Raw genomic sequence first — 23,248 nt, 5'->3', positions numbered from 1 at the left:
GTCACCGCCGGCGAGCGGTCACCGGTGGCCGATCGCCCGGGCGTGCCGGGAGCAGCAGCGCCGGCACCGCCGCGAGGGCGAGCAGCGCCACCGCCCACCAGTAGGTGTCCCGGAAGGCGGCGGCGGTCGGCGCGCCCGCCCCGCCGGAGCCGCTCCGCGCCGCCAGCACCACCGAGAGCAGCGCGGTCCCGGCCGCACTGCCGACCTGCGAGACGATGCTCAGCAGGGTGCTGCCGAACGGGATCTCCTCGGCCGCCAGGGCCCGGGTGGCGGTGGTGTTGGTGGGCATCAGCACCATGCCGATCCCGGTGCCCAGCACCAGCTGCGCCGCGCAGAGCCACCGGTAGGGGGTGTGCGCGCCGAGCGGCGCGGTGAACAGCGCCAGGCCGAGCACCGCGAGCAGGATCCCGGTGAGGATGCCGTACCGCGGGGAGCCGCGGCCGACCCGGCGGGTGGCCAGCTGCATCGAGGTGCCGACGGCGAGCGCCAGCGGTGCGCCGAGCAGGCCGGCCGCGGTGGGGCTCAGGCCGCGCACCGCCTGGTAGTACATCGGGGTGAGCAGCATCGCGCCGAAGTAGCCGGCCGGCGCGAGCAGCATGGTGGCGGCGCCGGCGGCGAAGGTGCGGTTGCCGAACAGGCCCAGCCGGAGCAGTGGCCGGTCGGTGGTCAGGGCGCGCCGCAGGAAGCCGGCGATCAGCAGCAGCCCGGCGAGCGCGGGCAGCAGTGCGCCCGGCGCGGTGAGCGAGCCGTGCGCCCCGCCGGTGGCCAGCCCGTAGATCAGCAGGGCCAGGCCGGGCGAGAGGGTGAGCAGGCCCGGCAGGTCCAGCCGTTCGGCGGTGCGGGCGCTCTCCCGCGGCAGCAGTCGGGCCGCGAGCACCAGGGCCAGGGCGCCGACCGGCAGGTTGACCAGGAAGATCCAGCGCCAGGACAGGGTGTCGATCAGCCAGCCGCCGAGCACCGGACCGCTCACCGGGCCGACCAGCACCGGGATGCCGAGCAGCGCCATCGCCCGGCCCATCCGCTCCCGCCCGGCGGCGCGGAGCACCATGGCCATCCCGAGCGGCATCAGCAGCCCGCCGCCCAGGCCCTGGCACACCCGGAACAGCACCAGGCTGGCCGGGCTCCAGGCGAGCGCCGCCAGCAGGGAGCCGGCGGTGAAGAGCGTGACTGCGGTCAGGTAGCTCGACCGGCCGCCGAACCGGCCCAGCGCCCAGGCGGCCAGCGGGGTGACCGCGGTGAGCGCCAGGGTGTAGCCGGTGGCGATCCACTGGACGTCGGCGAGCGGGGCGCGGAAGGCGGTGGCCAGCGGACGGAGCGCGACGTTGACGATGGTCATGTCCAGCACGGACATCACCGAGCCGATCACCACGACGGTCACGATCCCGGCGAGCGCGCCCGCGGACGCGGCGCTGGGTGCGGTGGCCGATGCGCCCGTGGCGGAGCCCGTGGTGACGTCCGTCGGGGCGACTGCGACCGTTCTGCGGCCGGCGGCGGGCGGGTTCATCGCCGCCTCACTTGCCGTAGGGCTGCGCGGCCCGGGCGGTGCGCAGCGCGCGGCCCCACCAGAGCAGCTGGTCGAGCATGCCCTTGGCGGAGCCCTCGGCGACCGCGGGGTCGAGCGGCGCACCGTCGGGCCCGACGCCCGACCACGGGCCGTGCAGGCTGACCGAGTCGCGCACGCTCGTCGCGTGCAGCTCGGCGAAGACCTGCCGCAGGTGCTCGACCGCGCGCAGGCCGCCGCCCAGGCCGCCGTACGAGACAAAGCCGACCGGCTTGGCCTGCCAGGGGGTGTAGTGCCAGTCGATCAGGCTCTTCAGCGAGGCCGGGTAACTGTGGTTGTACTCCGGCGTGATGACCACGAAGGCCTCGGCCGCGGCGAGCCGGGGGCCGACCTCGGCCAGCGCGGCCGCGGTGGCCGGGGCGGGGGTGGGCAGGCCGTCCCAGCCGGGCATGGCGACCGGCAGGTCCAGTTCGGCGACGTCGATCACGTCCAGCTCCAGGTCCTCGAGCCGGCCGGCGAAGGCGGTGAACCAGTCGGCGACGGTGGGCCCGAGGCGGCCGCCGCGGGCGCTGCCGATGATCACGGCCACCCGCAGCGGGGCCTGCGGAGTGCCGACGGTGGCGGCGTCCGGGACGGCCTGCGGCATGGTGCTGGTGCTGGACATGAGGGTCCCCCTGATCGTGTGTCACGTTGCCGCTCGCTGCGGCGCACCGGTAAAGTACAACAAGCGTTGCACTAATAACAACGGTCGTTGTACTTGGCTCGGTGGCGAGCACGACGGAGAGGGATGCGATGACGGGTACGGACACGGCGGCGGACGCGCCGCAGCCACGGCGCGGTCGGGCCGACAAGGCGGCGGCGGTCGTCCACGCCGCCTGTGCCGTCTTCGGGCGGGACGGCTTCGCACGGGCCGGCATCGACGCCATCGCGAAGGAGGCCGGCGTCTCCACCCGCACCATCTACAACCACTTCCCGGGCGGGAAGGAGGAGCTGTTCCGCACGGTGATCCAGTGGAGCTCCTGGCGGGTGCGGGACGCCCAACTGGCGCAGCTGGAGCACTACCTGGACCCGCAGCGGCCGCCGCGCCCGGCGGACCTGGAGCGCGACCTGCTCGCCCTGGCCCGCGCCTGGATCGGCCTGACGACGGACTTCCCCGACCACTTCGCGATGGTCCGGCAGATCTACGCGGAGATCGGCCACCTGCCGGTCGAGGTGCTGGAGGCCTGGCAGGCGGCCGGCCCGCGGGCGGTCGGTGCGCGGACCACGGCCGCCGTCGCGGTGCTGGGCGAGCACGGGCTGCTCGAGCTGTCCGAGGGGCCCGAGCAGGCCGCCGCCCACCTGTTGGCGCTCACCGTCTCGGAGGTCGCCCGCCGCTCCTACTGGGGGGCCGTCCCGCTGTCGGCGGAGGAGAACGACCGGCTGCTGGCGAGCGGGGTGCGCGCGTTCCTACGGGCGTACGGGGTGACGGCCACGCGGTAGTGCGGGGCGGGTGGCGGGGGCGCTCGCGCCGTCGGGTGATGCCGCTCGTCCGGCGGCTGTGGCGAGTAGGAATCTACGCGCGTAGGGGCTACACTCCGCCAATGGATACGCAGATCTCCCTCTCCGCGGGCACCACGGCCCCGCGCGTTCCCACTGCCGACCAGGTCCGCCGAGCCCCCAAGGTGCTGCTCCACGACCACCTGGACGGCGGGCTGCGCCCCGAGACGATCGTCGAGCTGGCGGCCGCCTGCGGCTACCAGGGGCTCCCCACCACCGACCCGGTCAAGCTGGGCGTCTGGTTCCGCGAGGCCGCCGACTCCGGCTCGCTGGTCCGCTACCTGGAGACCTTCGCGCACACCTGCGCCGTGATGCAGACCCGGGAGGCGCTGATCAAGGTCGCCGCCGACTGCGCCGAGGACCTGGCGGCCGACGGCGTGGTCTACGCCGAGGTGCGCTACGCCCCCGAGCAGCACCTGGAGGCCGGCCTGACCCTCGACGAGGTGGTCGAGGCGGTCAACGAGGGCTTCCGGATGGGCGAGGCCAAGGCCAAGGCGAACGGCCACCGGATCAAGGTCGGCACGCTGCTGACCGCGATGCGGCACGCCGCCCGCTCGCAGGAGATCGCCGAGCTGGCCAACCGCCACCGCGACGCGGGCGTGGTCGGCTTCGACATCGCCGGTGCCGAGGCCGGCCACCCGCCGACCCGCCACCAGGGCGCCTTCGACTACCTCAAGGGCGAGAACAACCACTTCACCATCCACGCCGGCGAGGCCTTCGGCCTGCCGTCGATCTGGGAGGCGCTGCAGTGCTGCGGCGCCGACCGGCTCGGCCACGGCGTGCGGATCATCGACGACATCGCGCTGAACGAGGACGGCACCGTCGAGCTGGGCCGGCTGGCCGCCTACGTGCGCGACAAGCGGATCCCGCTGGAGATGTGCCCCACCTCCAACCTGCAGACCGCGGCCGCGAGTTCGTACGCCGAGCACCCGATCGGGCTGCTCAGCCGGCTGAAGTTCCGGGTCACCGTGAACACCGACAACCGGCTGATGAGCGGGACCAGCATGAGCCAGGAGTTCGGCCACCTGATCGAGGCCTTCGGCTACACGCTGGACGACATGCAGTGGTTCACCATCAACGCGATGAAGTCCGCGTTCCTGCCGTTCGACGAGCGGCTGGCGATGATCAACGACGTGATCAAGCCGGGCTACGCCGAGCTGAAGGCCGAGTGGCTGTTCGGCGCGTCGGCCTGAGTCGCTCCGACCGTTCGAGTCGCGATCGTCTGATGGTCCGTCAGTTCACCGTCGTGGTCGTGCTGGTGTGACGGTATGACAGTTCACTCCGGCGAGTGAAGCACTTTGGTCCCCGCCGGACGGACTGTCTACGGTGGGCCAGTCACTGCTGACACGGCGCGGCGGCCCGCCGCCCGGGGCCCGCGCCCGGCGCGGACGACCCGGTGCGCAGTGCCCGGGCGGACTGCCCGGGCCGGACTGCTCTGGGGCGGACTGCCGTCGCGCCGGCCCGACGAGGACACGAGGACGGACTCATGAAGCAGGCCACTCTCAAGGTTGCCGGAACCGCGGTGCTCGGCATCGCCATCGCGGCGGCCGGGGCGGGCGCCGCCTCCGCGGCCGCTGCCAACCCCCTCGGTGGGCTGCCCGGCGGCGGGCTGACCGACACCGGTGCGGTCACCGGTGCCGTCAACAAGGCCCCGGTGGTCGGCGGCACCCTCAGCTCCACTACGGGTGCGCTCAACCCGAACGCCGGCGCCCCGGCCGCCGCCCCCGCTCCCGCCGCGGCTTCGGCCGAGGCGCCGAGCGGTGCCACCCGCGGCCTGCCGGCCGGCGGGGCGCTGGGCAGCGCCGCCAAGCAGCTGCCCGGCTCGACCAGCGGCGTGCTCGGCAGCGTCGCCCCGGTCGGCGGTCTGCCGGGCCTCGGCGGCTGACGGTTCGCCGCGGCACGCTCCAGGGCCGTCCACCCCGCACGCGGGGTGGGCGGCCCTGGAGCGTTCTGGGCGCCGGAGGTTCGCGGGTGCTCACGGTTCCTGGGGGAGCAGCAGCCAGAGCGCCATGTAGATCATGAACTGCGGCCCGGGCAGCAGGCAGGAGGCCAGGAAGATCAGCCGGACCGTCCAGGGGGAGAGGCCGAAGCGCTCGGCGATCCCGGCGCAGACACCGGCGATCAGGCGGTCGTGGCGGGGGCGGGCGAGCGTGCGGGCGGCGATCATGGCGGTCTCCGAGCGGTAGCGATGGTGTGCTCCGGAGGTTCCGGGGCGATGACTCCATGCTGTCCCGCGTCGACCGGGCGGGGCGTCAGCCCGAATGTCGATCCGACCCCGGCTCCGCCCCGGGGCGGGTCGGCCGCGATCTAGGGGTCGGGCTCAGGGTCGGGCCCTGAGGGGGTGGGGTGTACGCAGCACCCGGGCGCGGCGGGGTCGCCGGCGGAGTGGAGGAGGGTCGGCGGGGCCGGGGTCAGAGCTGGTGGGCCCGGGGGCGGCTGGGCGCGAGGAGTGCGGTGCCGCGGAGCGCCGGTGCGTCGGCGCGCCGGGTGGACCAGGGGTTCGGCCCGTCCGCGTCCAGGGGGCGGGGGGCGGGCCCTGCGGGGGCCGGGCCGGTAGCAGCCGTCGGCGCCACGTCCGTCACGGGGCTCGGCTCGCCGGTCGCCCCCGGCACCGGCGCGGCCGTCTCCGGGGCGGTCGCCGCCGCGTGCGTCAGCCGGGTCCGCAGCCACCGGCGTCCCACCGGGACCACCGCGAGGTGCGCCACGGCGGCCCCGATCACGCCCAGCACGATGTCGTCGACGTTCAACACGTGCCCGGCCACCCCGGTGCGGACCACCTCGACCGCCGTGGCGATCAGCGCGGTGGAGCCGAGGGTCTGCAGGAAGGACGGCAGCCAGGCCGTCCGCAGCCGCCCGCCCGCCAGTGGCAGCAGCACGCCGAGCGGGGCCAGCAGCGCCAGCCCGCCCGCGACCTGCCGCACCCCGGCCGCCCCGCCGGTGCTGAACGCGCGGTGCACGGAGGAGAACGGGGTGAGGTTGGCGTCGTACGCCCAGGCGCTCGACACCTGACGCAGGGACAGCCAGGCCAGCAGCACGAAGTAGCAGATCAGCAGGCTCAGCCCGATCGACCGCAGGGCGACGGGCACCGCCTGCGGCGTCGCCGCCGTGGCCCCGGAACCCGCCGCGGCGTCGGTCGCGGCCGCCGTCCCGGCCCCGAGCGCCGTCCCGGCCCCGGGCGCTGTCCCGGACCCGGCCGCCGTCGGCTCCGCGGGTCGGCTGCCGCCGCCGCCCGGCCGTGGCGCACCCGGCGCCGGCGCGGTCGTCACGGCCTGCCGTCGGTCTTCGATCCGCACCCTGTCGCGCCCGTTCCGCACGTCGGTGCCATCTCGTTGCACGTCCCCCAGGACGCGGTGCCGGCGCGCAGCGGTTCCCGCCGTCCCCGGCTCCCGGGCGTGGCACCCCTCACACCGCCGTGCCGCGTCCGGGTGCTCCGCGTACGGAACCCCGCCCGCGCCGCCACCCGCCGCCGGCGTCACCGGACCGCGCCCGTCACTGGCAGCTCGGGCTCCCGCTCGGGCTCGCACCCGGGCTCCCGCTGGGGCTCGCCACCGGCGAGGGCAGCGCGCTGAACGGGCTGCCCGGGGTGCCGCTGCCGAGTACCGGCGACGGGGTGGCCCCGGGCCGGCCCGGACTGCCGACCCCGCCGGCCGGGTTGGCCGTGTTGCTCGGCGCGGCCGGCGGGTGCACCGGGCTGGGGCAGGCGGTCCGGCTGGCCGGGGCACCGGCGTCGACCGGGACGGCGGTCGGCCGGATGCCGCAGCCGCTGGCCAGCGCCGCGGTCAGCAGGCCGACCATCAGCGCCAGCGCCCAGCGCATCCAACCCGCGCTGGTCGTTGCGTGGTTCACTGCTCGTTCCTCCACTCGGTGCGGCTGTCCGTCGCCCCCGAGCCCTCGGATCCCCCGGCTCCCTCGATCCCACTCGTGCCCCCGGTCGTCCCGGTGCCTCCGGCGCCCCCGGCGCCCCCGGCATCCGTCGGGCTCGCGCCGGCCTCCCGGGACGGCGGTCGCAGCGGCAGCCGCAGGGTGAAGACGGCCCCGCCCTCCGGCGCGTTGGCGGCGGTGATGGTGCCGCCGTGGATCTGCGCGTTGGCCATCGCGATGGAGAGCCCGAGCCCGCTGCCCTCGGAGCGGGCCCGCCCCTTGTCCGCCTTGAAGAAGCGGTCGAAGACGTGCGGCAGCACGTCCTCCGGGATGCCCGGCCCGCTGTCCTTGACCCGGACCACCACCTCGCCGGCCCCGGTGGGCCCGGTGCCCTGGGTGACCTGGACCCGGACCGGCGAGCCGCCGTGCTTGAGCGCGTTGCCGATCAGGTTGGCGAAGACCACGTCGAGCCGGCGCGGGTCGACCACCGCCAGCACGCCGCGCGGGGCGTCCACCTCGACCGCGTCGTACCAGGCCCGGCCGTCGATGCAGGACATGATCAGGTCGGCGATGTCCATCTCGTCGGCGACCAGCTTGGCGGTCCCGGCGTCGAACCGGGTCACCTCCATCAGGTTCTCCACCAGGTCGGACAGCCGCCGGGTCTCGCTGACCACCAGCCGGACCGCCGGCTCGATCATCGGGTCCAGAGACTCGGCCTCGTCCTCCAGGATGTCGGTGACCGCCGTCATCGCGGTCAGCGGCGTGCGCAGCTCGTGCGACATGTCGGCGACGAACCGCCGGCTCTGCGCCTCGCGCGCGCTCAGCTCCTCGACCTGCTCGGAGAGCGCCTCCGCGGTGCGGTTGAAGGTCCGGGCCAGGTCGGCGAGCTCGTCGGCGCCGCTGACCTCCAGCCGGGTGTCCAGCTTGCCCTCGCCCAACCGGCGTGCGGCGTCGCCGAGTTGCCGGATCGGCCGGAGCACGGTGGCGGAGGCGGCCTGGGCCAGCAGGGTGGCGGCGATCAGCGCCAGCGCGGTGGCCACGGCGAGCGACCAGCCCAGGGTGTCGAGGTCGGCCCGCTCGTTGTCCAGCGACTTGAACATGTAGGCGGTCAGCCCGGTCGGCACGATCCGGGTGCCGCCGACCACGTAGGGCTGGCCGTTGATGTTCGTGCGCTGCCAGTACAGGTGGTACTCGTACGGGTTGCCGGGGCCCACCGGGCGCGGCTTGGGCACGGTGTTCTGCAACGCGTGCGGCACCTGGGCGAGCGTGAAGTGCTGCGGGTCCGAGGAGGCGGCGCAGTCGGGCTGGGCGTCGTCCACCACCAGCACGCTGTAGTTCAGCGCGGAGCCGGCCACGTTGGAGGCGAGCTGCTCGAGCGCCGGACAGTTGGCGCCCTGCGGCAGGTCGGAGATGTTGCGGCTGAGCGAGGAGCGGAAGTCGGCCAGCGCGTTGTTCTGGGCGCGCTTGAGCACCGCGTCGCGGTTCAGCCAGTAGGCGATGCCGGAGGCGGAGACCGCGGCGGTCAGCGCGACCACGGCGAAGACCGCGGCCAGCCGTACCCGCAGCGAACTCAGCCGCAGCCGCCGCCACAGGCTGCGGGCGAGGCGGCGGCGGTTCTGATGGTCAGTCACGTGTCGGGTCAGCCATTCGGTTTCGGGGCAGGCGCCGGCTCGGCGCGCCTGGTCGGCGCGCGGGGCGGGGTGGGGTGGTGCGCGACCCGGTCAGGCGGGCGGGTCCAGACGATAGCCCACCCCGCGGACCGTGCGGATCAGGGTGGGGGCCGAGGGGACGTCCTCCACCTTGGCCCGCAGCCGCTGCACGCAGGCGTCCACCAGGCGCGAGTCACCGAGGTAGTCGTGCTCCCAGACCAGGCGCAGCAGCTGCTGGCGGGAGAGCGCCTGACCGGGGCGGCGGCTCAGCTCCAGCAGCAGGCGCAGCTCGGTGGGGGTGAGCTGGAGGTCCTGGCCGTCCTTGGTCACGGTCATCGCCGAGCGGTCGATCACCACCGACCCGAAGGCCGAGGAGTCCGAGTTCTCCCGCTCGCCGCGGCGCAGCACGGCGCGGATCCGGGCGTCCAGCACCCGGGGCTGCACCGGCTTGACCACGTAGTCGTCGGCGCCCGACTCCAGGCCGACCACCACGTCGATGTCGTCCGAGCGCGCGGTCAGCAGGATGATCGGCAGCTGGTCGGAGCGCCGGATCCGGCGGCAGACCTCGAAGCCGTCGATCCCGGGCAGCATCACGTCCAGCACGATCAGGTCCGGACGCTGTTCCTTGAAGAGCCGGAGGCCGTCCTCACCGGACGCTGCGGCGGCCACGCGGTGGCCCTGGCGGGTGAGGGCGAGTTCGAGGCCGGTCCGGATGGCGTCGTCGTCCTCGATCAGTAGGAGGAAAGGCACCTGGTCATTCTGGCTCACCGGGTGTGCCGCCGGGAACCGTGGGCGCCGGGATGGGCGTCGCAGCCGGCGAGGAACCTGTGGGACCCGGGTGAGGGACCTGGGTCAGGGAGCTGCGTGACGAAGGTCCTGCGGCTTGTGACACCGCTGTGACAGTCGCCGGACACCGCCATGACGGGCGACGGGCAGGATTTTCCATGTCGCCGCGACGGACCGGACACCAACCGGGACGGAGCGGCGGTAGGGAAAGGATCCGCTCGTACCGACCATGGGGGCGCCACATGAACGCAACGCTTGAGACCCGGGGCATCTGGGATGCGCACAACCCGGCCGTCCGCGGCGTGCGTCCGGCGGCGCGGATTCGGGTCGAGCACTGCTCGGGGGCCCGCCGGGTGAGCGGCGGGAGCAGGGCGGGGAGCGTGCCCGGGGGAGCGTTCGGGGGGACGCAGGGGGGCACGCACGAGGGAACGGGGGGCGGTCGGCCCGCCGCTGGCTCGGGGGAGCCGGCGGTCGGCCAGACCACCACGACGGCCACCCTCTACCGGGTCGCACCGGTGGCGGGGGCCGTCCGGCAGGGCGAGCAGGGAGCGGCTCAGGGGGAGCCCGCGGGCAACGAGGCGGAACACCTCGCGGAGTTCACCGCGTACGTCCGCGAGCGGCGCGCCTCCCTGTACGCCACGGCCTACCACCTGACCGGCGACCGCTTCGAGGCCGAGGACCTGCTGCAGAGCGCGCTCTTCAGCACCTACCGCGCCTGGGGCCGGATCACCGACAAGGCGGCGGTCGGCGGCTACCTGCGCCGGACCATGACCAACCTGCACATCTCGGCCTGGCGTCGGCGCAAGCTGAACGAGTACCCGACCGAGGAGCTGCCGGAGACGGTCGGCGACACCGACGCGATGGGCGGCACCGAGCTGCGTGCCGTGCTCTGGCAGGCGCTGGCCAAGCTGCCCGAGAACCAGCGCACCATGCTGGTGCTCCGCTACTACGAGGGCCGCACCGACCCGGAGATCGCCGACATCCTCGGCATCAGCGTCGGCACGGTGAAGAGCAGCATCTGGCGCGCCCTGCGCCGCCTGCGCGACGACGAGCAGCTCAACCGCAGTGGCGACACCGCCCACGCGTTCGGCGAACTGGTGGCGTGACGAACTTCTTGGAACTCCCGTCGGGGGACGGGTAGGGCGCGGAGCTGGCAGCGGAACTCGGGGGAGTTGCTGCAGGCAGGGAAGCCGCGTCCAGGCAGGGACCAGCCGGGCTCGGTGTCTTGGGAGAGGACACCGGGCCCGGCTGGGTGCTGTGCGCTGTCACAGGTCGAGGAGGTCGCGGAGGTCGATCTCGACGGGGAAGGGGAGCTCGGTCTTCAGCTGCCCGACGTGATGGCCGCCGGACGGGGCGGGGGCGTAGACGCCGGTCTCGCGGTCGAGCCAGAACTCGAAGACCTCGGGGAGGTCGTCGGCACCGCGCTCGACGCGCCAGAAGTAAGGGATGCCGGCTTCGGCGTAGAGGCCGGGCTTGGTGAACCTGTCCATGGCACGGGAGCCGGGCGAGACCACCTCGACAGCCAGGGAGACCGAGGCCACCGGGATGCACTCCATCGAGAACACGTCGAGGTCGGTCTTGTCGTAGACGACGACGTCGAGTTTGGGCGGGTTGTACTCATCGATGAGGATGCAGCGCTCGGACCGGACGGCGTACGGGTTCGTTCCGGCTGCCTTCAGGACGGAATAGAGCTCGTCCCGCACGGTGTCGTGCCAGTGGGTGGTCATCCCTCGTACCACGATTGCCCCGTCGATCAGCTCGAAGTCGAACGGCAAGTCCAGCTGCTTGGCCTGCTCATAGGTCAACCCGCGGGTCGGCGGATGCATCCAGTCGATCGGCTCGGCCGTCACGGCTACCTTCCTCAGGTCGGGTCCGACAGCTCTGATGCCAAGCCTAGCCTTGGGCAGCGCCGCCGACCGCATCACCAGTGCCGCCGACTTCCGGTGCGAGGCAGGGGTGAATTATCACCATCTGTGTCTGCTGCGTTGCGGTGCGCGGCTACGATCCCGGGGCGGGGGGCTTTCGGTTCGGAGGAGGGGCTGGCTGTGCCTGCAGCAAAGGATCTCGATCCCTCGGCATCGCTCGCGGCGTTCCTCGGCGCCAAGGTGCGCCGGCTGCGCGAGGGGATGGGGCTGACCCAGAAGCAGTTGGGGCAGCTGGTGTTCGTCGGCCACAACCGGATCGCGCAGATCGAGCTGGCGACGGACCCGCCGGGGCGGGACTTGATCAAGCTGCTGGACGCTGCGTTGCAGGCGGACGGTGAGCTGATCGGGTTGTGGGGGCACCTCAACGACCCGAAGTACGAGCACTACGCCAAGACGTTCCTCTACCGTCAGGCTGAAGCCAAAGTGATCCAGGAGTACTCCCTGGTCGTTCCCGGGTTGGTTCAGACCGAGGCGTACATGCGGGCGTTGTTCGATGACGTGGACGGCCTGTTGGACGATCGCGGCGCGGCGGAGAAGATCACCACTCGCCTCGAACGGCAGCAGATCCTGCAGCGTGAGAAGCCGCCGTGGTACCGGCTGACGCTGCTCGAGTCGGCGCTCTACGTTCCGGTCGGCGGCCCCGAGGTGATGCGGGGGCAGCTGGCCCATCTGTTGGAGGCCGGGCGCCGACGCCACGTGGACATCCAGGTGCTCCCCCTCCGCTCGCTGCCGCTGACCGCGATGGATGGATCGTTCTCCGTGCTGACGATGCCGGACGGCTCGCGATCGGGCTACAGCGAGGGGCTCATCATCGGGCGGCACTTCGAGCAGCCGGAAGACGTGACCCGACTGGCGGTCATCTACGATCGGGTGCAGGCAGCCGCGCTCGACCCGGAGATGTCGGCAGCCTTCATCCGGAACGTGATGGAGGACCGGTACACATGGGAACCGCCACCCCTGACCTGAACAACGTGGCCTGGCGCAAGTCCAGTTACAGCGGCGGTCAGTCCAACAACTGCGTCGAGGTCGCCACCACCCTCCCCGCCATCACCCCCGTCCGCGACTCCAAGGACCCCGCCGGTCCTGCCCTGACCTTCCCCGCCGACTCCTTCGCCGCTTTCGTCACCGCCCTCAAGGCCGGCCGCCTCCGGTAGTCAGCGCCCTCGCTGCCCGGCGACCTGCGCGCGGTAGCGGCCCGGGGAGGTGCCGTGTTCGCGTTTGAAGGCCTTGGCGAAGGCGAACTCGCTGAGGTAGCCGGACTGTTGGGCGACCGTACGCAGGGGTGCGTCGGACTCGTGGAGCAGGCGGCCGGCCGTGGTCATGCGCCACCAGGTGAGGTAGCCGAGCGGGGGCTGGCCGACCAGGGTGGTGAAGCGGCGGGCGAAGGCGGCCCGGGAGAGGCCGGCGCGGGCGCCCAACTCCTCGACGGTCCACGGGTGGGCCGGGTCGGCGTGGATCTCGCTCAGCGCGGTGGTGATCGCCGGGTCGCCGAGGGCGGCGGCCCAGCCGGTGGTGGCCGTGCACGCGGTCTCCGCCAGCCAGGCGCGCAGGACGAGGAGCAGCATCGCGTCCAGCAGGGCGGGCACCGCGGCGTGGGAGCCGGGGCGGTGCTCACCCAGTTCGCCGGTGAGCAGGTCGACGAGCGCGCGCAGTGCCGGGTGGCGGTCGATGCCCGAGGGCAGGTGCAGCACCGGTGGCAGGGCGGCCAGCAGCGGGTGCGGGCGGACCCGGTCGAGCTGGTAGGCGCCGCAGAGGGTGACCGTCGCGGCCGGGTCCGCCGGCGCGTCGGTCCGGGCGGGGCGCTGGGCCGGCAGCAGGCCGTCCGGGCCCAGCACCACGTCGACCAGGGCGGTGTCGAGCGCGTCCGCGAGCGCGTAGCCGCGGCCGTGCGGCAGCAGCACCACGTCGCCGGTGTCGAGCCGGATCGGCGCCTCGGGCGAGCCCGGGGGCAGCAGCCAGCAGGAGCCCTGCAGCACGACGTGGAAGCCGGCGCCCGGGGTGGACGGGAAGCGCAGGCCCCAGGGGGCGAGCTTCCGGGTGTGTCCCGAGTGCGGCTGTCCGGTGCGCATCGCGGTGATGGCGTCGCTGAGCACGTCCATGGGACCGGAGCGTAGCGCGCTGCCGAGACGATCGGACAGGAAAGCGAGATCCTGCGGCATGGGACGTCTCGTTCTCCGGGTCTACGGTGGGAGCACGGGGGGATCGACGAACGGTCCCGCCGGCCAACTCACTTCATGGACGGGGGAATTCGCCATGCCCAAGGCGACGGCAGTGGTGTTCGACGAGGTCGGTGGGCCCGAGGTGCTGCGGCTCGTGGACGTGGAACTCGGCGAGCCCGGGGCGGACCAGGTCCTGGTGCGGGTCGAGGCGATCGGGCTGAACCGGGCGGAGGCGCTGTTCCGCGCCGGCACCTACTTCTACCAGCCGGAGCTGCCCGGCTCCCGGCTCGGCTACGAGGCCACCGGCGTGGTCGAGGCGGTCGGCGCGGAGGTGACCGGTTTCGCGGCCGGCGACCGGGTCAGCACCGCGGCGCTCGGGCACCTGAGCACCCACGGGGTCTACGGCGACCGGGTGCTGGTGCCCGCCGCCAACCTGATCCGCCGCCCGGGCGACGCGGACCCGGTCACCGGGGTCGCGGTCTGGCTCTCCTACAGCACGGCGTACGGCGCGCTGGTGGAGAAGGGCGGGCTGCGGCCGGGGGACACGGTGCTGATCACCGCGGCCTCCAGCAGCGTCGGCGTGGCCGCGATCCAGGTGGCCCGGCACCTGGGCGCGATCCCGGTCGCGGTGACCCGGACCGCGGCCAAGCGGGAGCAGTTGCTCGCCGCGGGTGCGGCGCACGTGATCACGCTGGACGAGGAGGACCTGCTGGAGCGGGTGGCCGAACTCACCGAGGGGCGCGGGGCGGAGCTGGTCTTCGACCCGGTGGCGGGGCCGGGGCTGGCCACGGTCGCGCAGGCGGTGGCGAACGGCGGGCTGCTGATCGTCTACGGGTGGCTGGACCCGCGTCCGGCGCCGCTGCCGATGAACTGGGGGCTGCGCGTCCTCGGTTACAACAACATGGAGATCACCGGTGAGCCGGCCGCCCGGCGGCGGGCCTGGCACTTCATCGACGCCGGCCTGCGGGCCGGGACGCTGGCGCCGGTGGTGGACCGGACCTTCGACCTGACCGAGATCGCCGCGGCGCACCGGCACCTGGAGGCGAACGGCCAGGTGGGCAAGGTGGTGGTGACGGTGGCGCACTGAGGGTGCCTCGCTGGCGGATGTGCGATGACGGATATGCGATGACAGCTGACAGATTTCACTATCTGTCAGCTGTCATCGGCGCTCTGTCATCGCACATTCGTCATCGCGAAGTCCGGCGAGGTCAGCGCAAGTCCGGCGGCCCTCAGGCCCCCACCGCCACCCGGCGCCCCTGGCGCATCACGGCGCGCACCCGGTCCGCGGCCTCGGCGCCCCCGCAGGCGTCGGCGCCGAGCCGGACCTGCCGGGCCACGATGCCCCGCTCGGCCCGCATCAGCCGCCAGCCGCGGCGCAGCAGGTAGGGGACCGACTTGCGGCCTTCGCGCACGTCGCGGCGGAAGCGGCGCCAGGCCGTGGTGAGCGGTCGGTTGCGCAGGCAGAGGGCGGCGCCGAGCAGGCCTTCCGCCTCGCAGGCGGCCACCAGTTCGGCGGCGAAGATGCCCTCGGCGATGAAGACCGGCACACCGCCCAGGTCCAGCGACCGCGAGCCGGCCCGGCCGTTGGCGGGGATCGAGTACACCGGCACCTCGGCCCGGCCCTGCTCGACCAGCTCCCGGATGGCCGCCAGCGCCTGCGCGCCGTGCCAGGAGTGCGGCGAGTCCCAGTCGGTGCCGGAGCCGTCGGGCAGCAGCGGCAGCGTCGGGTCGTCGCCGTCCTTGTAGAAGTCGTCGAGCTGCAGCACCGGCAGCCCGAGCCGCTCGGCCAGCGAGGACTTCCCCGACCCGGAGGGCCCGGAGAGCAGCACCACGCGGGCACGGGTGGTCAGGGCGGGGTTCAGGGGAGTGTCACTCACGGGACACCAGTCTGACGCATCCGACGCCGTACTCGTAACCCGCGGTACGCGAGGAATTGGCCACGTCCCGGTCAACTGCCGGCCCGCGCCGACCCCGTGCCCGACCCCGCGCCCGGCACCCCGCCGGACCTCGCCGGGCAAGGCGACGGGCCCGCGCCAGGGGGGAGAGGCGCGGGCCCGTCAGTGGCACGTCCGGGCCCCTGGGGGGAGAGGGGCACTGGGGACGGCCAGCTCTCGGTCGGCGGTCCGGCGGGCGCCGGACCGGCCGGACTACTGACCCATCGGGTGCCAGACCGTCTTGGTCTCCAGGAAGGAGAGCAGCCGGTCGGTGCCCGGGGCAGCGGTCCAGTCCTGCGCCGACGGGTCGAGCGCCGGGCGCAGCACGCGCTTCAATGTATCGGCCGCAGCGGCCTCCAGCGAAGCCGCCGCGCCCGGACCGTCGGCGGCGATGGCGCCGGTCAGGTCCAGGGCGTTGACGTCCTGGTGCGAGGCGAGCGTCGGCGCGATGTCCGCGGTGCGACCGGAGATGACGTTGACCACGCCGCCCGGCAGGTCCGAGGTGGCGAGCACCTCACCGAGCGACAGGGCCGGCAGCGGCGCGTCGGCGGCGGCCGCGACCACCACGGTGTTGCCGGTGGCGATCGCCGGGGCGATCGCCGAGACCAGGCCGAGGAAGGAGTACCCGTAGCCGGTCTGCGGGGCGACGACGCCGACCACGCCGGTCGGCTCCGGCACCGAGAGGTTGAAGAACGGCCCGGCCACCGGGTTGGCGGCACCGGCGATCTGCGCCACCTTGTCGGTCCAGCCGGCGTACCAGACCCAGCGGTCGATCGCCTGGTCCACCAGCGCGGCGGCCTTCTTGGCGCCCAGGCCCTCGGCCGTGGCCACCTCGGCGGCGAACTGCTCGCGGCGGCCCTGCAGCATCTCGGCCACCCGGTAGAGCACCTGGCCGCGGTTGTAGGCGGTGGTGCCGGACCAGCCCTTGACCGCCGCACGGGCGGCGAGGACCGCGTCGCGGGTGTCCTTGCGGGTCCCCAGCGGGGCGTTGGCCAGCCACTGGCCCTTACCGTCGGTCACCTCGTACACCCGTCCGCTCTCGGAGCGCGGGAACTTCCCGCCGACGAACAGCTTGTAGGTCTTCATCACGTCAAGCCGGATGACATCAGACATCGAGGTAGGCCTCCAGACCGTGCCGGCCACCCTCGCGGCCGTAGCCCGACTCCTTGTAGCCGCCGAACGGCGAGGTCGGGTCGAACTTGTTGAAGGTGTTGGCCCACACCACGCCGGCCTTGAGCCGGTCCGCCATCCACAGGATGCGCGAGCCCTTCTCCGTCCAGATACCGGCGGACAGGCCGAAGGGGGTGTTGTTGGCCTTGGCGACGGCCTCGTCCGGGGTGCGGAAGCTCAGCACCGAGAGCACCGGGCCGAAGATCTCCTCCTGGGCGATCCGGTGCGCCTGGCTCACGCCGGTGAACAGCGTGGGGCGGAACCAGTAGCCGGCGGTGGGCAGCTCGCAGGACGGCGACCAGCGCTCGGCGCCCTCGGCCTCGCCGGCCGCGGCGAGCTCGGTGATCCGGGCCAGCTGGGCGGCCGAGTTGATCGCGCCGATGTCGGTGTTCTTGTCCAGCGGGTCGCCGACCCGCAGGGTGGCCATCCGGCGCTTGAGCGCGTCCAGCAGCTCGTCCTGGATCGACTCCTGGACCAGCAGGCGGGAGCCCGCGCAGCAGACGTGGCCCTGGTTGAAGAAGATGCCGTTGACAATGCCCTCGACCGCCTGGTCGATCGGCGCGTCGTCGAAGACGATGTTGGCGGCCTTGCCGCCCAGCTCCAGCGAGAGCTTCTTGCGCGAGCCGGCCAGCTGACGGGCGATGCCGCGGCCGACGTTGGTCGAGCCGGTGAAGGCGACCTTGTTGACGTCCTGGTGCGCAGTCAGCGCGGCGCCGGTGCGGCCGTCGCCGGTGACGATGTTGACGACGCCCTTGGGCAGACCGGCCTGGCGGCAGATCTCGGCGAACCGCAGGGCGGTCAGCGGGGTGGTCTCGGCGGGCTTGAGCACGACGGTGTTGCCGGTGGCGAGCGCCGGGGCGATCTTCCAGGCCAGCATCATCAGCGGGAAGTTCCACGGGATGACCTGGGCCGCCACGCCGACCGGGCGCGGGTTCGCGCCGAAGCCGGCGTAGTCCAGCTTGTCGGCCCAGCCGGCGTAGTAGAAGAACCAGGCGGCGACCATCGGCAGGTCGAAGTCGCGGGTCTCCTTGATCGGCTTGCCGTTGTCGATCGACTCCAGCACGGCCAGCTCGCGGGAGCGCTCCTGGACGATCCGGGCGATCCGGAACAGGTACTTGGCGCGCTCGCTGCCGGGCAGCGCGGACCAGTCGCCGAACGCCTTGCGGGCGGCCTTGACCGCGCGGTCCACGTCCTCCTCGGTGCCCTGGGCGAACTCGGCGAGCACCTGCTCGGTGGCCGGGTTGACCGTCTTCAGCGCCTCGCTGCCGCTGGAGTCGACGAACTCGCCGCCGATGAAGTGGCCGTAGGAGGTGGCGATGTCGCCGGCCGCGGCGGGGGACTCCGGGGCGGGGGCGTAGTCGAAGATCCCGGTCTTGGCCACGGGAGCTTCTTCGAGCTTCTTGTTCTTGGCCATGGTGATCAGTCCACCGTCACGTAGTCGGGACCGGAGTACCGGCCGGTGCGCAGCTTCTGGCGCTGCATCAGCAGGTCGTTGAGCAGGCTGGAGGCGCCGAAGCGGAACCAGTGCGGGGTGAGCCAGTCGTCGCCGAGCGTCTCGTTGACCATCACCAGGTACTTCATCGCGTCCTTGGTGGTCTTGATGCCACCGGCCGGCTTCACGCCGACCTGGACGCCGGTGGCGGCCTTGAAGTCGCGCACCGCCTCCAGCATCAGCAGGGTCACCGGCGGGGTGGCGTTGACCGTCACCTTGCCGGTGGAGGTCTTGATGAAGTCGGCGCCGGCCAGCATCGCCAGCCAGGAGGCCCGGCGCACGTTGTCGTAGGTCTGCAGCTCGCCGGTCTCGAAGATCACCTTGAGGTGGGCCGAGGTCCCGTCGGGGCGCTCGCACGCCTCCTTGACCGCGGCGATCTCCTGGAAGACGTCCAGGTAGCGGCCGGAGAGGAAGGCGCCGCGGTCGATCACCATGTCGATCTCGTCGGCGCCGGCGGCCACCGCGTCGGCGGTGTCGGCGAGCTTGACCGGCAGGGCCGCGCGGCCGGCCGGGAAGGCGGTGGCGACCGAGGCGACCTGGATGTCCGTGCCGCGCAGGGACTCCTTGGCGGTGGCGACCATGTCCGGGTAGACGCAGATCGCGGCGACCCGCGGGGTGCCCGGGTCGGTCGGGTCGGGGTGCTTCCCCTTGGTGCACAGGGCGCGCACCTTGCCGACCGTGTCCGCGCCCTCCAGCGTGGTCAGGTCGATCATGGAAATGGCGAGGTCGATCGCGAAGGCCTTGGCCGTCGTCTTGATCGAACGCGTACCGAGGGAGGCGGCGCGGGCTTCCAGGCCGACGGCGTCGACGCCGGGCAGGCCGTGCAGGAAGCGGCGGAGCGAGGCCTCGGAGGCGGCGACGTCGCTCAGGCCGCCGCCCGCGGCGCCGGGGGCGTTGGCTGCAACAGTGGACATAGTCACCAGATCAGCATATCTACGCGCGTAGGTCCAGGCTAGAGGGGGCTGCTTTCGATGCGGGAACGAGACCTCGGCGGTGGTGCGGGAGCAGGGTCCGGGCCGGATCTGGACCGGGTCCGGGCTGGGTTCGGGCCAGGTCTGGGTCGGACCTGGGCCGGGTTTCGGTCGGGTTCGGAAAGGGGATGAGGGGGGCTTCGGTCGCGGGCAGGCCGGGCCGATCGGGTCGGCGGGCCGAAAGCGGAAGCATTTGTCCGCGCTCCGCTCGGCGCCTTTCCGTGACGGCCCTGTGGAAATATCCGCACCCCCGTGATCTTGTCCGTCGGTTCGTACTATCGTGACGATCGTTCGGTCGCCCGCATTCGGGCCGGCCGAGTGATCGTGTGCAATGCGAAGGGGGAAACGTCGATGTTCTTTCCGCTGCCCACTCGTCCCAAGGCGGCCAATCTGGCCGGGGTCGAAGCCGCCCTGCAGGCTGCGCTGGACGAGGCGGACGAGATGGAACGCCCGGGCCTGGAGCGGGCGTTGGAGATCCTGGCCGGGTACCTCGACATCAACGGCAAGGACGCCGAGGACTGGGCGCGCAGCGTCCTTGAGCTGGCCGGTGTCGACGCTCGCGCCACCGAGGTCAAGGCGGTCCGTGAACTCCGCCTGGCCCGCCCCGACCTGACCCTCAAGGAGGCGGTCACCCTGGCGAGGAAGGTCGCCGGCAAGGCCGCCTGAGGAGGGCGTCCGAGAAAACGGCCGGGCCGGGCCAGGCCATTTCCCGGCGGGAATCCTCAGATTCCGCTCAATTCCCGGGTGGTCGGATTCGACCGCCGTGCGTTCGGAACTCGCCGTCCCCTGCCGCCGCCGACGGCGGGGGACGGAGAGCGGCGGGCGGTTCCCCGGCGAAAGCTCAGGTTTCGTACAGAACCTCCACGTCACCCGGTAGAGCACGGCACCCGGTGGGTAGCGTCCCGGTAAGGGGAGAGCGGGGGAGGTGGCGCAGTGTTCGAGTCGGAGCGATGGCCGCTGGTCTGGACCGGCTTCCTGCTGATCGCGGTGAGCGTGCGCCTGGCGGTCACGGTGCACGACCACCGGCACCGGCGACTGCGGGCCCGGCGGCGGCCGAGTCACCTGGAGTGGCTGCCCGGGCTGGCCGGGGTGGCCGTGGTCGCCGGCGAGGTGCCCAGGGCGTTGCGGGCCAGCCCCACGGCCCTGACCGTGGGCGACGACCTGGCCGTGCTGGCCGGCGTCGCACTGCCCGGCCTGCTGGTCTACGGGAGCGTGGTGCTGGCGGCCCGGCGCACCCGCGGTTAGGGCGGCGCACCCGCGGTCAGCCCGGCGTACCCGCGGTCGGCCCGGCGCACCCGCGGTCGGGGCGTCATCCGAAGGCCGCGCCCCGGGTCGGTCAGGACTGCCAGGTGTCGTTCAGCGTCCCGGCGGACGAGCCGGTACTGGCTCCGTGGTTCCCGCCGTTCTCCCAAGTGACGTTCCCCGAGGCGTCCTTGATGATGTACTTGTACTGGAAGGCGGTGTTCGCCGGCAGGCTCAGGGTGCCGCTCCACACCGGGTAGCCCCCCGAGGAGAGCGGGACGGCCGCGCTCGGGTTCCAGTTGCCGAGCTGCGGGATCGAGCCGACCAGGTAGACGTTCTGGCCCCAGCTCGTGGTCTTGTTCTCGTCGAAGGTCTCGGCGACCGTGCCCGCGGCCGGGGTCGGTGCGTAGAGCGCCACCGCGTCACCGGGGTTGACCGTCACGGTGGCCTGGCCGGTGGCGTCCACCGTCACCGTCGGGCCGGTGCAGCCGCCGCCGGGCTGCGGGTCGCCGTGGATGACGTCGCAGTAGCTGCCGGCCGGCAGGCCGGTCTCGAAGGTCTGGGTCACCGCGGTGGTGCCGTTGTCGAGCGCGATCCAGGCCGCGTCGCCCCGGCTGAAGGCGATCGCGTTGGACCCGTTGTCCCACCAGTTGGCCACCGACCGGCCCTGGGCGGCGTTGTGCCAGCCGACCAGGTTGGCGATGCCCTGGTTCCGGTCCGTGCAGGTCCAGGCGCCGGAGGAGCAGTCGGTCGCGGTCACGAAGCCGTTGGCGTCGGCCGGCGGCGACTGGTCGCTGGTGCTGAAGTCGAAGCCGGAGTACACCTGCGCGGTGCCGCCGTAGCCCCAGGCCAGCTCGAACTCGGTGGCCAGGGTGTACTTGCTGCCGTCCTTGTAGCTGAGCGTCTGCCCGCTGCGCTCGGTGTCGTGGTTGGTCACCATCACGGAAGAGGCGGCGGACGGCTCCAGGCCCCAACTCTGCCCGAAGGTCTTCAGGTTGGCGATGCTGCCGTTGAACTGGCTCTTCAGGTCGTAGGCGTAGGTGAACTCGATGACGTTGCCGTTGCCCTCGAAGGCGCTCGGCGCGAGCTGGCCGCTGCTGCCGGGTATGACCTCCTGGTAGACGTAGGGCCGCGTGTTGGTCCAGGTGGTGTTGTTCACCCGGCCGAGGATGTTGGCCATGTCGGCCTGCGCGATGTGCTTGGCCGCGTCCAGCCGGAAGCCGTCGACCCCGTAGCCGACCAGCTTGTTGAGGTAGCCGGCCAGCTTGGCCCGGACGTCGTCCTTCTCGGTGTAGAGGTCGGAGAGCGAGGAGAGGTCGCACTCCTGCACCTGCTGGACGTTGTTCCAGTCGGTGATGCTCATGTCCGCGTTCGGGCAGTTCTGCGGCGAGGTGTGGAAGTCCGAGCCGTCGTACGGGACGTTGTCGTAGGTGAAGGTGGCCGGGTTGAAGCCGGCCCCGCCGTAGGAGTCGGTGCTGGTCTGGTTGGCCCCGGCGGTGTGGTTGAGCACGCTGTCGGCGTAGACCTTCACGCCGGCGTTGTGGCAGGTCTGCACCATCTGGGCGAACTGCTGCTCGGTGCCCATCCGGCTGTTGAGGTCGTAGGCCACTGGCTGGTAGACGTCCCACCAGGCGTGGGTGCTGCCGGCCAGGCGGATCGAGTCCTCCGGCGGGGCGACCTGGACCGCGCCGTAGCCCTTGGGGCCGAGCACGGTGGTGCACTCGTTGGCCACCGAGGGCCAGTTCCACTCGAAGAGGTTGGCGATCACGTCGCCGCCGTTCGGGGTGGCGGCGTGGGCGGTGCCCTGGACGGTGAGCGGCAGCAGGGCGCCGGCCACCAGGGCGGCGGCGCTGAGCGCGGCGGAGCGGCTGGTCCGGGCAGGACGGAGCGGTCTCATGGGGCGGACTCCCGTTGGGGGTGGGCCGTCCCGCCGAGGACCGGGGGCACAGGTTCGCGGGGCTGCGCCGCCGGGGGTGGGGCTCGGCGGGGACGGGTTCCGGGATGGCAGGAACGCGGACACGACGCCGACCGGCAGGCCGCCGCTGGCACCGCGCGCTAGACCATCCCGCCGGCGCGCGCTCGACGTCAAGAGTCCAGCAAGGCATTGCTGAAAATTTCGGCAAATCGTTGCATTGGCTGTCAGGTCGACCGGAGGCCGACACTTCCCCAGGTCGCAGCCGAAAAGAGACGTTTGAGACCGCTGGTGCGGCCGGGTCCATGGGGCAGAATCGTCCCCATGACCGATTCCGCCGGCACGCCCGACCCGGGCAACGCCACCCCCGCCGACGGGCCGAAGTACGCCGACCACGTCTTCCGCTCGACCCCCGGCATCATCTCCGGTGTGCTGCTGCTCGCCGTCGCGGGCTGGCTGATCGCCGACGCCATGCTGAACAGCAGTGGCAGGACGCCGTGGATCGCGCTGGCCTGCGCGCCGGTGTTCGCCTTCCCGGTGATCGCCTACACCCTGCGCCCGTCCGTCTCGGCCGGCCTGGACAAGATGGTGGTCCGCAACCCGCTGCGCACCGTGGTGGTGCCCTGGGCGGCGGTGGACGACCTGCGGGCCGGCTACTCCGCCGAGCTGGTGGCCGGCGGCCACACCTACCAGATGTGGGCCGTGCCGGTCTCGCTGCGCCAGCGCAACAAGGCCAACCGGCGCGAGGCGTTCGGCTCCTCCAGCCGTGCGCAGGGCCGCCCCGGCCTGTTCAACCGCGCCGCGGTGCACTCCCCGGTGCCCGGCGCGCCGGACCCGAACCGGGCCTGGTCCGACCAGGTGGTCGACGTGCTGCGCGAGCACGCCAAGATGAACGCGGTGCGGCCGAGCGCGAAGGGCGAGATCAAGGTCAGCTGGTGCTGGTGGGTGATCGCGCCGACGCTGGTCGGGCTGGTGGTGCTGGCGACGCTGATCGCCGTCTGACTCCGCCGGAATCGACGAGGGCCGGGGGCGGGGGGGGGGGGGGGGGAAAGGCCTTTCCCCCCCCCCCCCCATCCCCCCCCCCCCCCCCCCCCCCCCCCCCCCCCCCCC

General features: G+C 72.9%; 24 protein-coding genes. 10 read left to right on the top strand and 14 right to left on the bottom strand.

The genetic code is table 11. From position 1 onward, the window contains the following. Position 1: 1 nt before the first annotated feature. Complete coding sequence (locus ACQRUO_RS13080; protein WP_428316019.1) at positions 2–1,504, bottom strand: DHA2 family efflux MFS transporter permease subunit; 1,503 nt, start codon at positions 1,502–1,504, stop codon at positions 2–4. Between the two features lie 7 nt (positions 1,505–1,511). After that, positions 1,512–2,165, bottom strand: a complete 654-nt coding sequence (locus ACQRUO_RS13075) for an NADPH-dependent FMN reductase (RefSeq protein ID WP_428316018.1) — start codon at positions 2,163–2,165, stop codon at positions 1,512–1,514. A gap of 128 nt (positions 2,166–2,293) precedes the next feature. Here ACQRUO_RS13075 and ACQRUO_RS13070 point away from each other — a divergent pair, with 128 nt between their 5' ends. The 3 genes from ACQRUO_RS13070 to ACQRUO_RS13060 all read left to right on the top strand — a co-directional run bounded on the left by ACQRUO_RS13070 (position 2,294) and on the right by ACQRUO_RS13060 (position 4,922). Continuing rightward, complete coding sequence (locus ACQRUO_RS13070; RefSeq protein ID WP_428316017.1) at positions 2,294–2,980, top strand: TetR/AcrR family transcriptional regulator; 687 nt, start codon at positions 2,294–2,296, stop codon at positions 2,978–2,980. 101 nt (positions 2,981–3,081) lie between these two features. Continuing rightward, a complete protein-coding gene (locus tag ACQRUO_RS13065; protein ID WP_428316016.1) occupies positions 3,082–4,230 on the top strand; it encodes an adenosine deaminase in 1,149 nt (382 codons plus the stop codon). 293 nt (positions 4,231–4,523) lie between these two features. Next, a complete protein-coding gene (locus ACQRUO_RS13060) occupies positions 4,524–4,922 on the top strand; it encodes an ATP-binding protein (protein WP_428316015.1) in 399 nt (132 codons plus the stop codon). Positions 4,923–5,012: 90 nt separating this feature from the next. Here the strand turns inward: ACQRUO_RS13060 and ACQRUO_RS13055 are convergent, their stop codons facing one another. The 5 genes from ACQRUO_RS13055 to ACQRUO_RS13035 form a co-directional block, all read right to left on the bottom strand. Next, the gene (locus ACQRUO_RS13055) at positions 5,013–5,204 is read right to left on the bottom strand and encodes a PspC domain-containing protein (protein ID WP_428316014.1); all 192 of its coding nucleotides are present in this window, start codon (positions 5,202–5,204) and stop codon (positions 5,013–5,015) included. 244 nt (positions 5,205–5,448) lie between these two features. Then, positions 5,449–6,123: a VanZ family protein gene (locus tag ACQRUO_RS13050; protein WP_428316013.1), complete on the bottom strand. Its 675-nt coding sequence runs from the start codon at positions 6,121–6,123 to the stop codon at positions 5,449–5,451. 403 nt (positions 6,124–6,526) lie between these two features. Then, complete coding sequence (locus ACQRUO_RS13045) at positions 6,527–6,883, bottom strand: hypothetical protein (protein WP_428316012.1); 357 nt, start codon at positions 6,881–6,883, stop codon at positions 6,527–6,529. Beyond that, positions 6,880–8,529: a sensor histidine kinase gene (locus tag ACQRUO_RS13040; protein ID WP_428316011.1), complete on the bottom strand. Its 1,650-nt coding sequence runs from the start codon at positions 8,527–8,529 to the stop codon at positions 6,880–6,882. Before ACQRUO_RS13040 ends, ACQRUO_RS13045 begins: the two co-directional genes overlap by 4 nt. A 90-nt stretch (positions 8,530–8,619) precedes the next feature. Further along, complete coding sequence (locus ACQRUO_RS13035; protein ID WP_428316010.1) at positions 8,620–9,297, bottom strand: response regulator; 678 nt, start codon at positions 9,295–9,297, stop codon at positions 8,620–8,622. Positions 9,298–9,575: 278 nt separating this feature from the next. On the opposite strand from ACQRUO_RS13035, the gene ACQRUO_RS13030 reads away from it, so the two are divergent. Continuing rightward, positions 9,576–10,439, top strand: coding sequence for a SigE family RNA polymerase sigma factor (locus ACQRUO_RS13030; protein WP_428316009.1), 864 nt, complete (start codon positions 9,576–9,578; stop codon positions 10,437–10,439). A 159-nt stretch (positions 10,440–10,598) separates the two neighbouring features. Here ACQRUO_RS13030 and ACQRUO_RS13025 read toward each other — a convergent pair whose 3' ends face one another. After that, positions 10,599–11,183, bottom strand: coding sequence for a Uma2 family endonuclease (locus tag ACQRUO_RS13025; RefSeq protein ID WP_428316008.1), 585 nt, complete (start codon positions 11,181–11,183; stop codon positions 10,599–10,601). 195 nt (positions 11,184–11,378) lie between these two features. Between ACQRUO_RS13025 and ACQRUO_RS13020 the strand changes: the two genes are divergently transcribed. Then, entirely contained in the window at positions 11,379–12,224 is an 846-nt protein-coding gene (locus ACQRUO_RS13020; protein WP_428316007.1) for a helix-turn-helix domain-containing protein, read from the top strand. Then, on the top strand, positions 12,200–12,412 hold the full coding sequence (locus ACQRUO_RS13015) for a DUF397 domain-containing protein (RefSeq protein WP_428316006.1): 213 nt from the start codon (positions 12,200–12,202) through the stop codon (positions 12,410–12,412). The genes ACQRUO_RS13020 and ACQRUO_RS13015 overlap by 25 nt, the downstream gene beginning before the upstream one ends. On the opposite strand, the gene ACQRUO_RS13010 is transcribed toward ACQRUO_RS13015, so the two are convergent. Continuing rightward, positions 12,413–13,357: an AraC family transcriptional regulator gene (locus ACQRUO_RS13010; protein WP_428316005.1), complete on the bottom strand. Its 945-nt coding sequence runs from the start codon at positions 13,355–13,357 to the stop codon at positions 12,413–12,415. A gap of 154 nt (positions 13,358–13,511) precedes the next feature. Between ACQRUO_RS13010 and ACQRUO_RS13005 the strand changes: the two genes are divergently transcribed. Continuing rightward, positions 13,512–14,504, top strand: coding sequence for a zinc-dependent alcohol dehydrogenase family protein (locus tag ACQRUO_RS13005; protein WP_428316004.1), 993 nt, complete (start codon positions 13,512–13,514; stop codon positions 14,502–14,504). A 142-nt stretch (positions 14,505–14,646) separates the two neighbouring features. Here ACQRUO_RS13005 and ACQRUO_RS13000 read toward each other — a convergent pair whose 3' ends face one another. The 4 genes from ACQRUO_RS13000 to deoC form a co-directional block, all read right to left on the bottom strand. Beyond that, positions 14,647–15,294, bottom strand: coding sequence for an ATP-binding protein (locus ACQRUO_RS13000; protein WP_428316003.1), 648 nt, complete (start codon positions 15,292–15,294; stop codon positions 14,647–14,649). Positions 15,295–15,564: 270 nt separating this feature from the next. Further along, complete coding sequence (locus ACQRUO_RS12995; RefSeq protein WP_428316002.1) at positions 15,565–16,464, bottom strand: aldehyde dehydrogenase family protein; 900 nt, start codon at positions 16,462–16,464, stop codon at positions 15,565–15,567. Continuing rightward, positions 16,457–17,935 (bottom strand): aldehyde dehydrogenase family protein, encoded by a 1,479-nt coding sequence (locus ACQRUO_RS12990; protein WP_428316001.1) that lies wholly within the window; start codon positions 17,933–17,935, stop codon positions 16,457–16,459. Before ACQRUO_RS12990 ends, ACQRUO_RS12995 begins: the two co-directional genes overlap by 8 nt. A 5-nt stretch (positions 17,936–17,940) precedes the next feature. Further along, on the bottom strand, positions 17,941–18,927 hold the full coding sequence (gene deoC / locus ACQRUO_RS12985; protein ID WP_428316000.1) for a deoxyribose-phosphate aldolase: 987 nt from the start codon (positions 18,925–18,927) through the stop codon (positions 17,941–17,943). A 408-nt stretch (positions 18,928–19,335) separates the two neighbouring features. Here deoC and ACQRUO_RS12980 point away from each other — a divergent pair, with 408 nt between their 5' ends. Together ACQRUO_RS12980 and ACQRUO_RS12975 are read left to right on the top strand one after the other, a co-directional pair. Next, positions 19,336–19,650, top strand: a complete 315-nt coding sequence (locus ACQRUO_RS12980; protein WP_428315999.1) for a hypothetical protein — start codon at positions 19,336–19,338, stop codon at positions 19,648–19,650. Positions 19,651–19,917: 267 nt separating this feature from the next. Next, positions 19,918–20,229, top strand: coding sequence for a hypothetical protein (locus tag ACQRUO_RS12975; protein WP_428315998.1), 312 nt, complete (start codon positions 19,918–19,920; stop codon positions 20,227–20,229). A 91-nt stretch (positions 20,230–20,320) separates the two neighbouring features. Here the strand turns inward: ACQRUO_RS12975 and ACQRUO_RS12970 are convergent, their stop codons facing one another. Continuing rightward, positions 20,321–22,123 (bottom strand): carbohydrate-binding module family 20 domain-containing protein, encoded by a 1,803-nt coding sequence (locus ACQRUO_RS12970; RefSeq protein WP_428315997.1) that lies wholly within the window; start codon positions 22,121–22,123, stop codon positions 20,321–20,323. A gap of 339 nt (positions 22,124–22,462) precedes the next feature. Between ACQRUO_RS12970 and ACQRUO_RS12965 the strand changes: the two genes are divergently transcribed. Next, a complete protein-coding gene (locus ACQRUO_RS12965; protein WP_428315996.1) occupies positions 22,463–23,140 on the top strand; it encodes a PH domain-containing protein in 678 nt (225 codons plus the stop codon). The last annotated feature ends 108 nt before the right edge of the window (positions 23,141–23,248 follow it).

This window comes from Kitasatospora sp. LaBMicrA B282 (assembly GCF_050325825.1).
Lineage (GTDB): Bacteria > Actinomycetota > Actinomycetes > Streptomycetales > Streptomycetaceae > Kitasatospora.
This window is presented reverse-complemented; position numbering and strand designations above follow the sequence as displayed.

Bases quoted from the DNA above. Each gene is read 5' to 3' on its own strand.
- ACQRUO_RS12970 (WP_428315997.1), bottom strand. From the start codon at position 22,123: ATGAGACCGCTCCGTCCTGCCCGGACCAGCCGCTCCGCCGCGCTCAGC.
- ACQRUO_RS13030 (WP_428316009.1), top strand. From the start codon at position 9,576: ATGAACGCAACGCTTGAGACCCGGGGCATCTGGGATGCGCACAACCCG.
- ACQRUO_RS12965 (WP_428315996.1), top strand. From the start codon at position 22,463: ATGACCGATTCCGCCGGCACGCCCGACCCGGGCAACGCCACCCCCGCC.
- ACQRUO_RS13060 (WP_428316015.1), top strand. From the start codon at position 4,524: ATGAAGCAGGCCACTCTCAAGGTTGCCGGAACCGCGGTGCTCGGCATC.
- ACQRUO_RS13015 (WP_428316006.1), top strand. From the start codon at position 12,200: ATGGGAACCGCCACCCCTGACCTGAACAACGTGGCCTGGCGCAAGTCC.
- ACQRUO_RS13005 (WP_428316004.1), top strand. From the start codon at position 13,512: ATGCCCAAGGCGACGGCAGTGGTGTTCGACGAGGTCGGTGGGCCCGAG.
- ACQRUO_RS13075 (WP_428316018.1), bottom strand. From the start codon at position 2,165: ATGTCCAGCACCAGCACCATGCCGCAGGCCGTCCCGGACGCCGCCACC.
- ACQRUO_RS13070 (WP_428316017.1), top strand. From the start codon at position 2,294: ATGACGGGTACGGACACGGCGGCGGACGCGCCGCAGCCACGGCGCGGT.
- ACQRUO_RS13080 (WP_428316019.1), bottom strand. From the start codon at position 1,504: ATGAACCCGCCCGCCGCCGGCCGCAGAACGGTCGCAGTCGCCCCGACG.
- ACQRUO_RS13065 (WP_428316016.1), top strand. From the start codon at position 3,082: ATGGATACGCAGATCTCCCTCTCCGCGGGCACCACGGCCCCGCGCGTT.
- ACQRUO_RS13010 (WP_428316005.1), bottom strand. From the start codon at position 13,357: ATGGACGTGCTCAGCGACGCCATCACCGCGATGCGCACCGGACAGCCG.
- ACQRUO_RS12980 (WP_428315999.1), top strand. From the start codon at position 19,336: ATGTTCTTTCCGCTGCCCACTCGTCCCAAGGCGGCCAATCTGGCCGGG.
- ACQRUO_RS13055 (WP_428316014.1), bottom strand. From the start codon at position 5,204: ATGATCGCCGCCCGCACGCTCGCCCGCCCCCGCCACGACCGCCTGATC.
- deoC (WP_428316000.1), bottom strand. From the start codon at position 18,927: ATGTCCACTGTTGCAGCCAACGCCCCCGGCGCCGCGGGCGGCGGCCTG.
- ACQRUO_RS12990 (WP_428316001.1), bottom strand. From the start codon at position 17,935: ATGGCCAAGAACAAGAAGCTCGAAGAAGCTCCCGTGGCCAAGACCGGG.
- ACQRUO_RS12995 (WP_428316002.1), bottom strand. From the start codon at position 16,464: ATGTCTGATGTCATCCGGCTTGACGTGATGAAGACCTACAAGCTGTTC.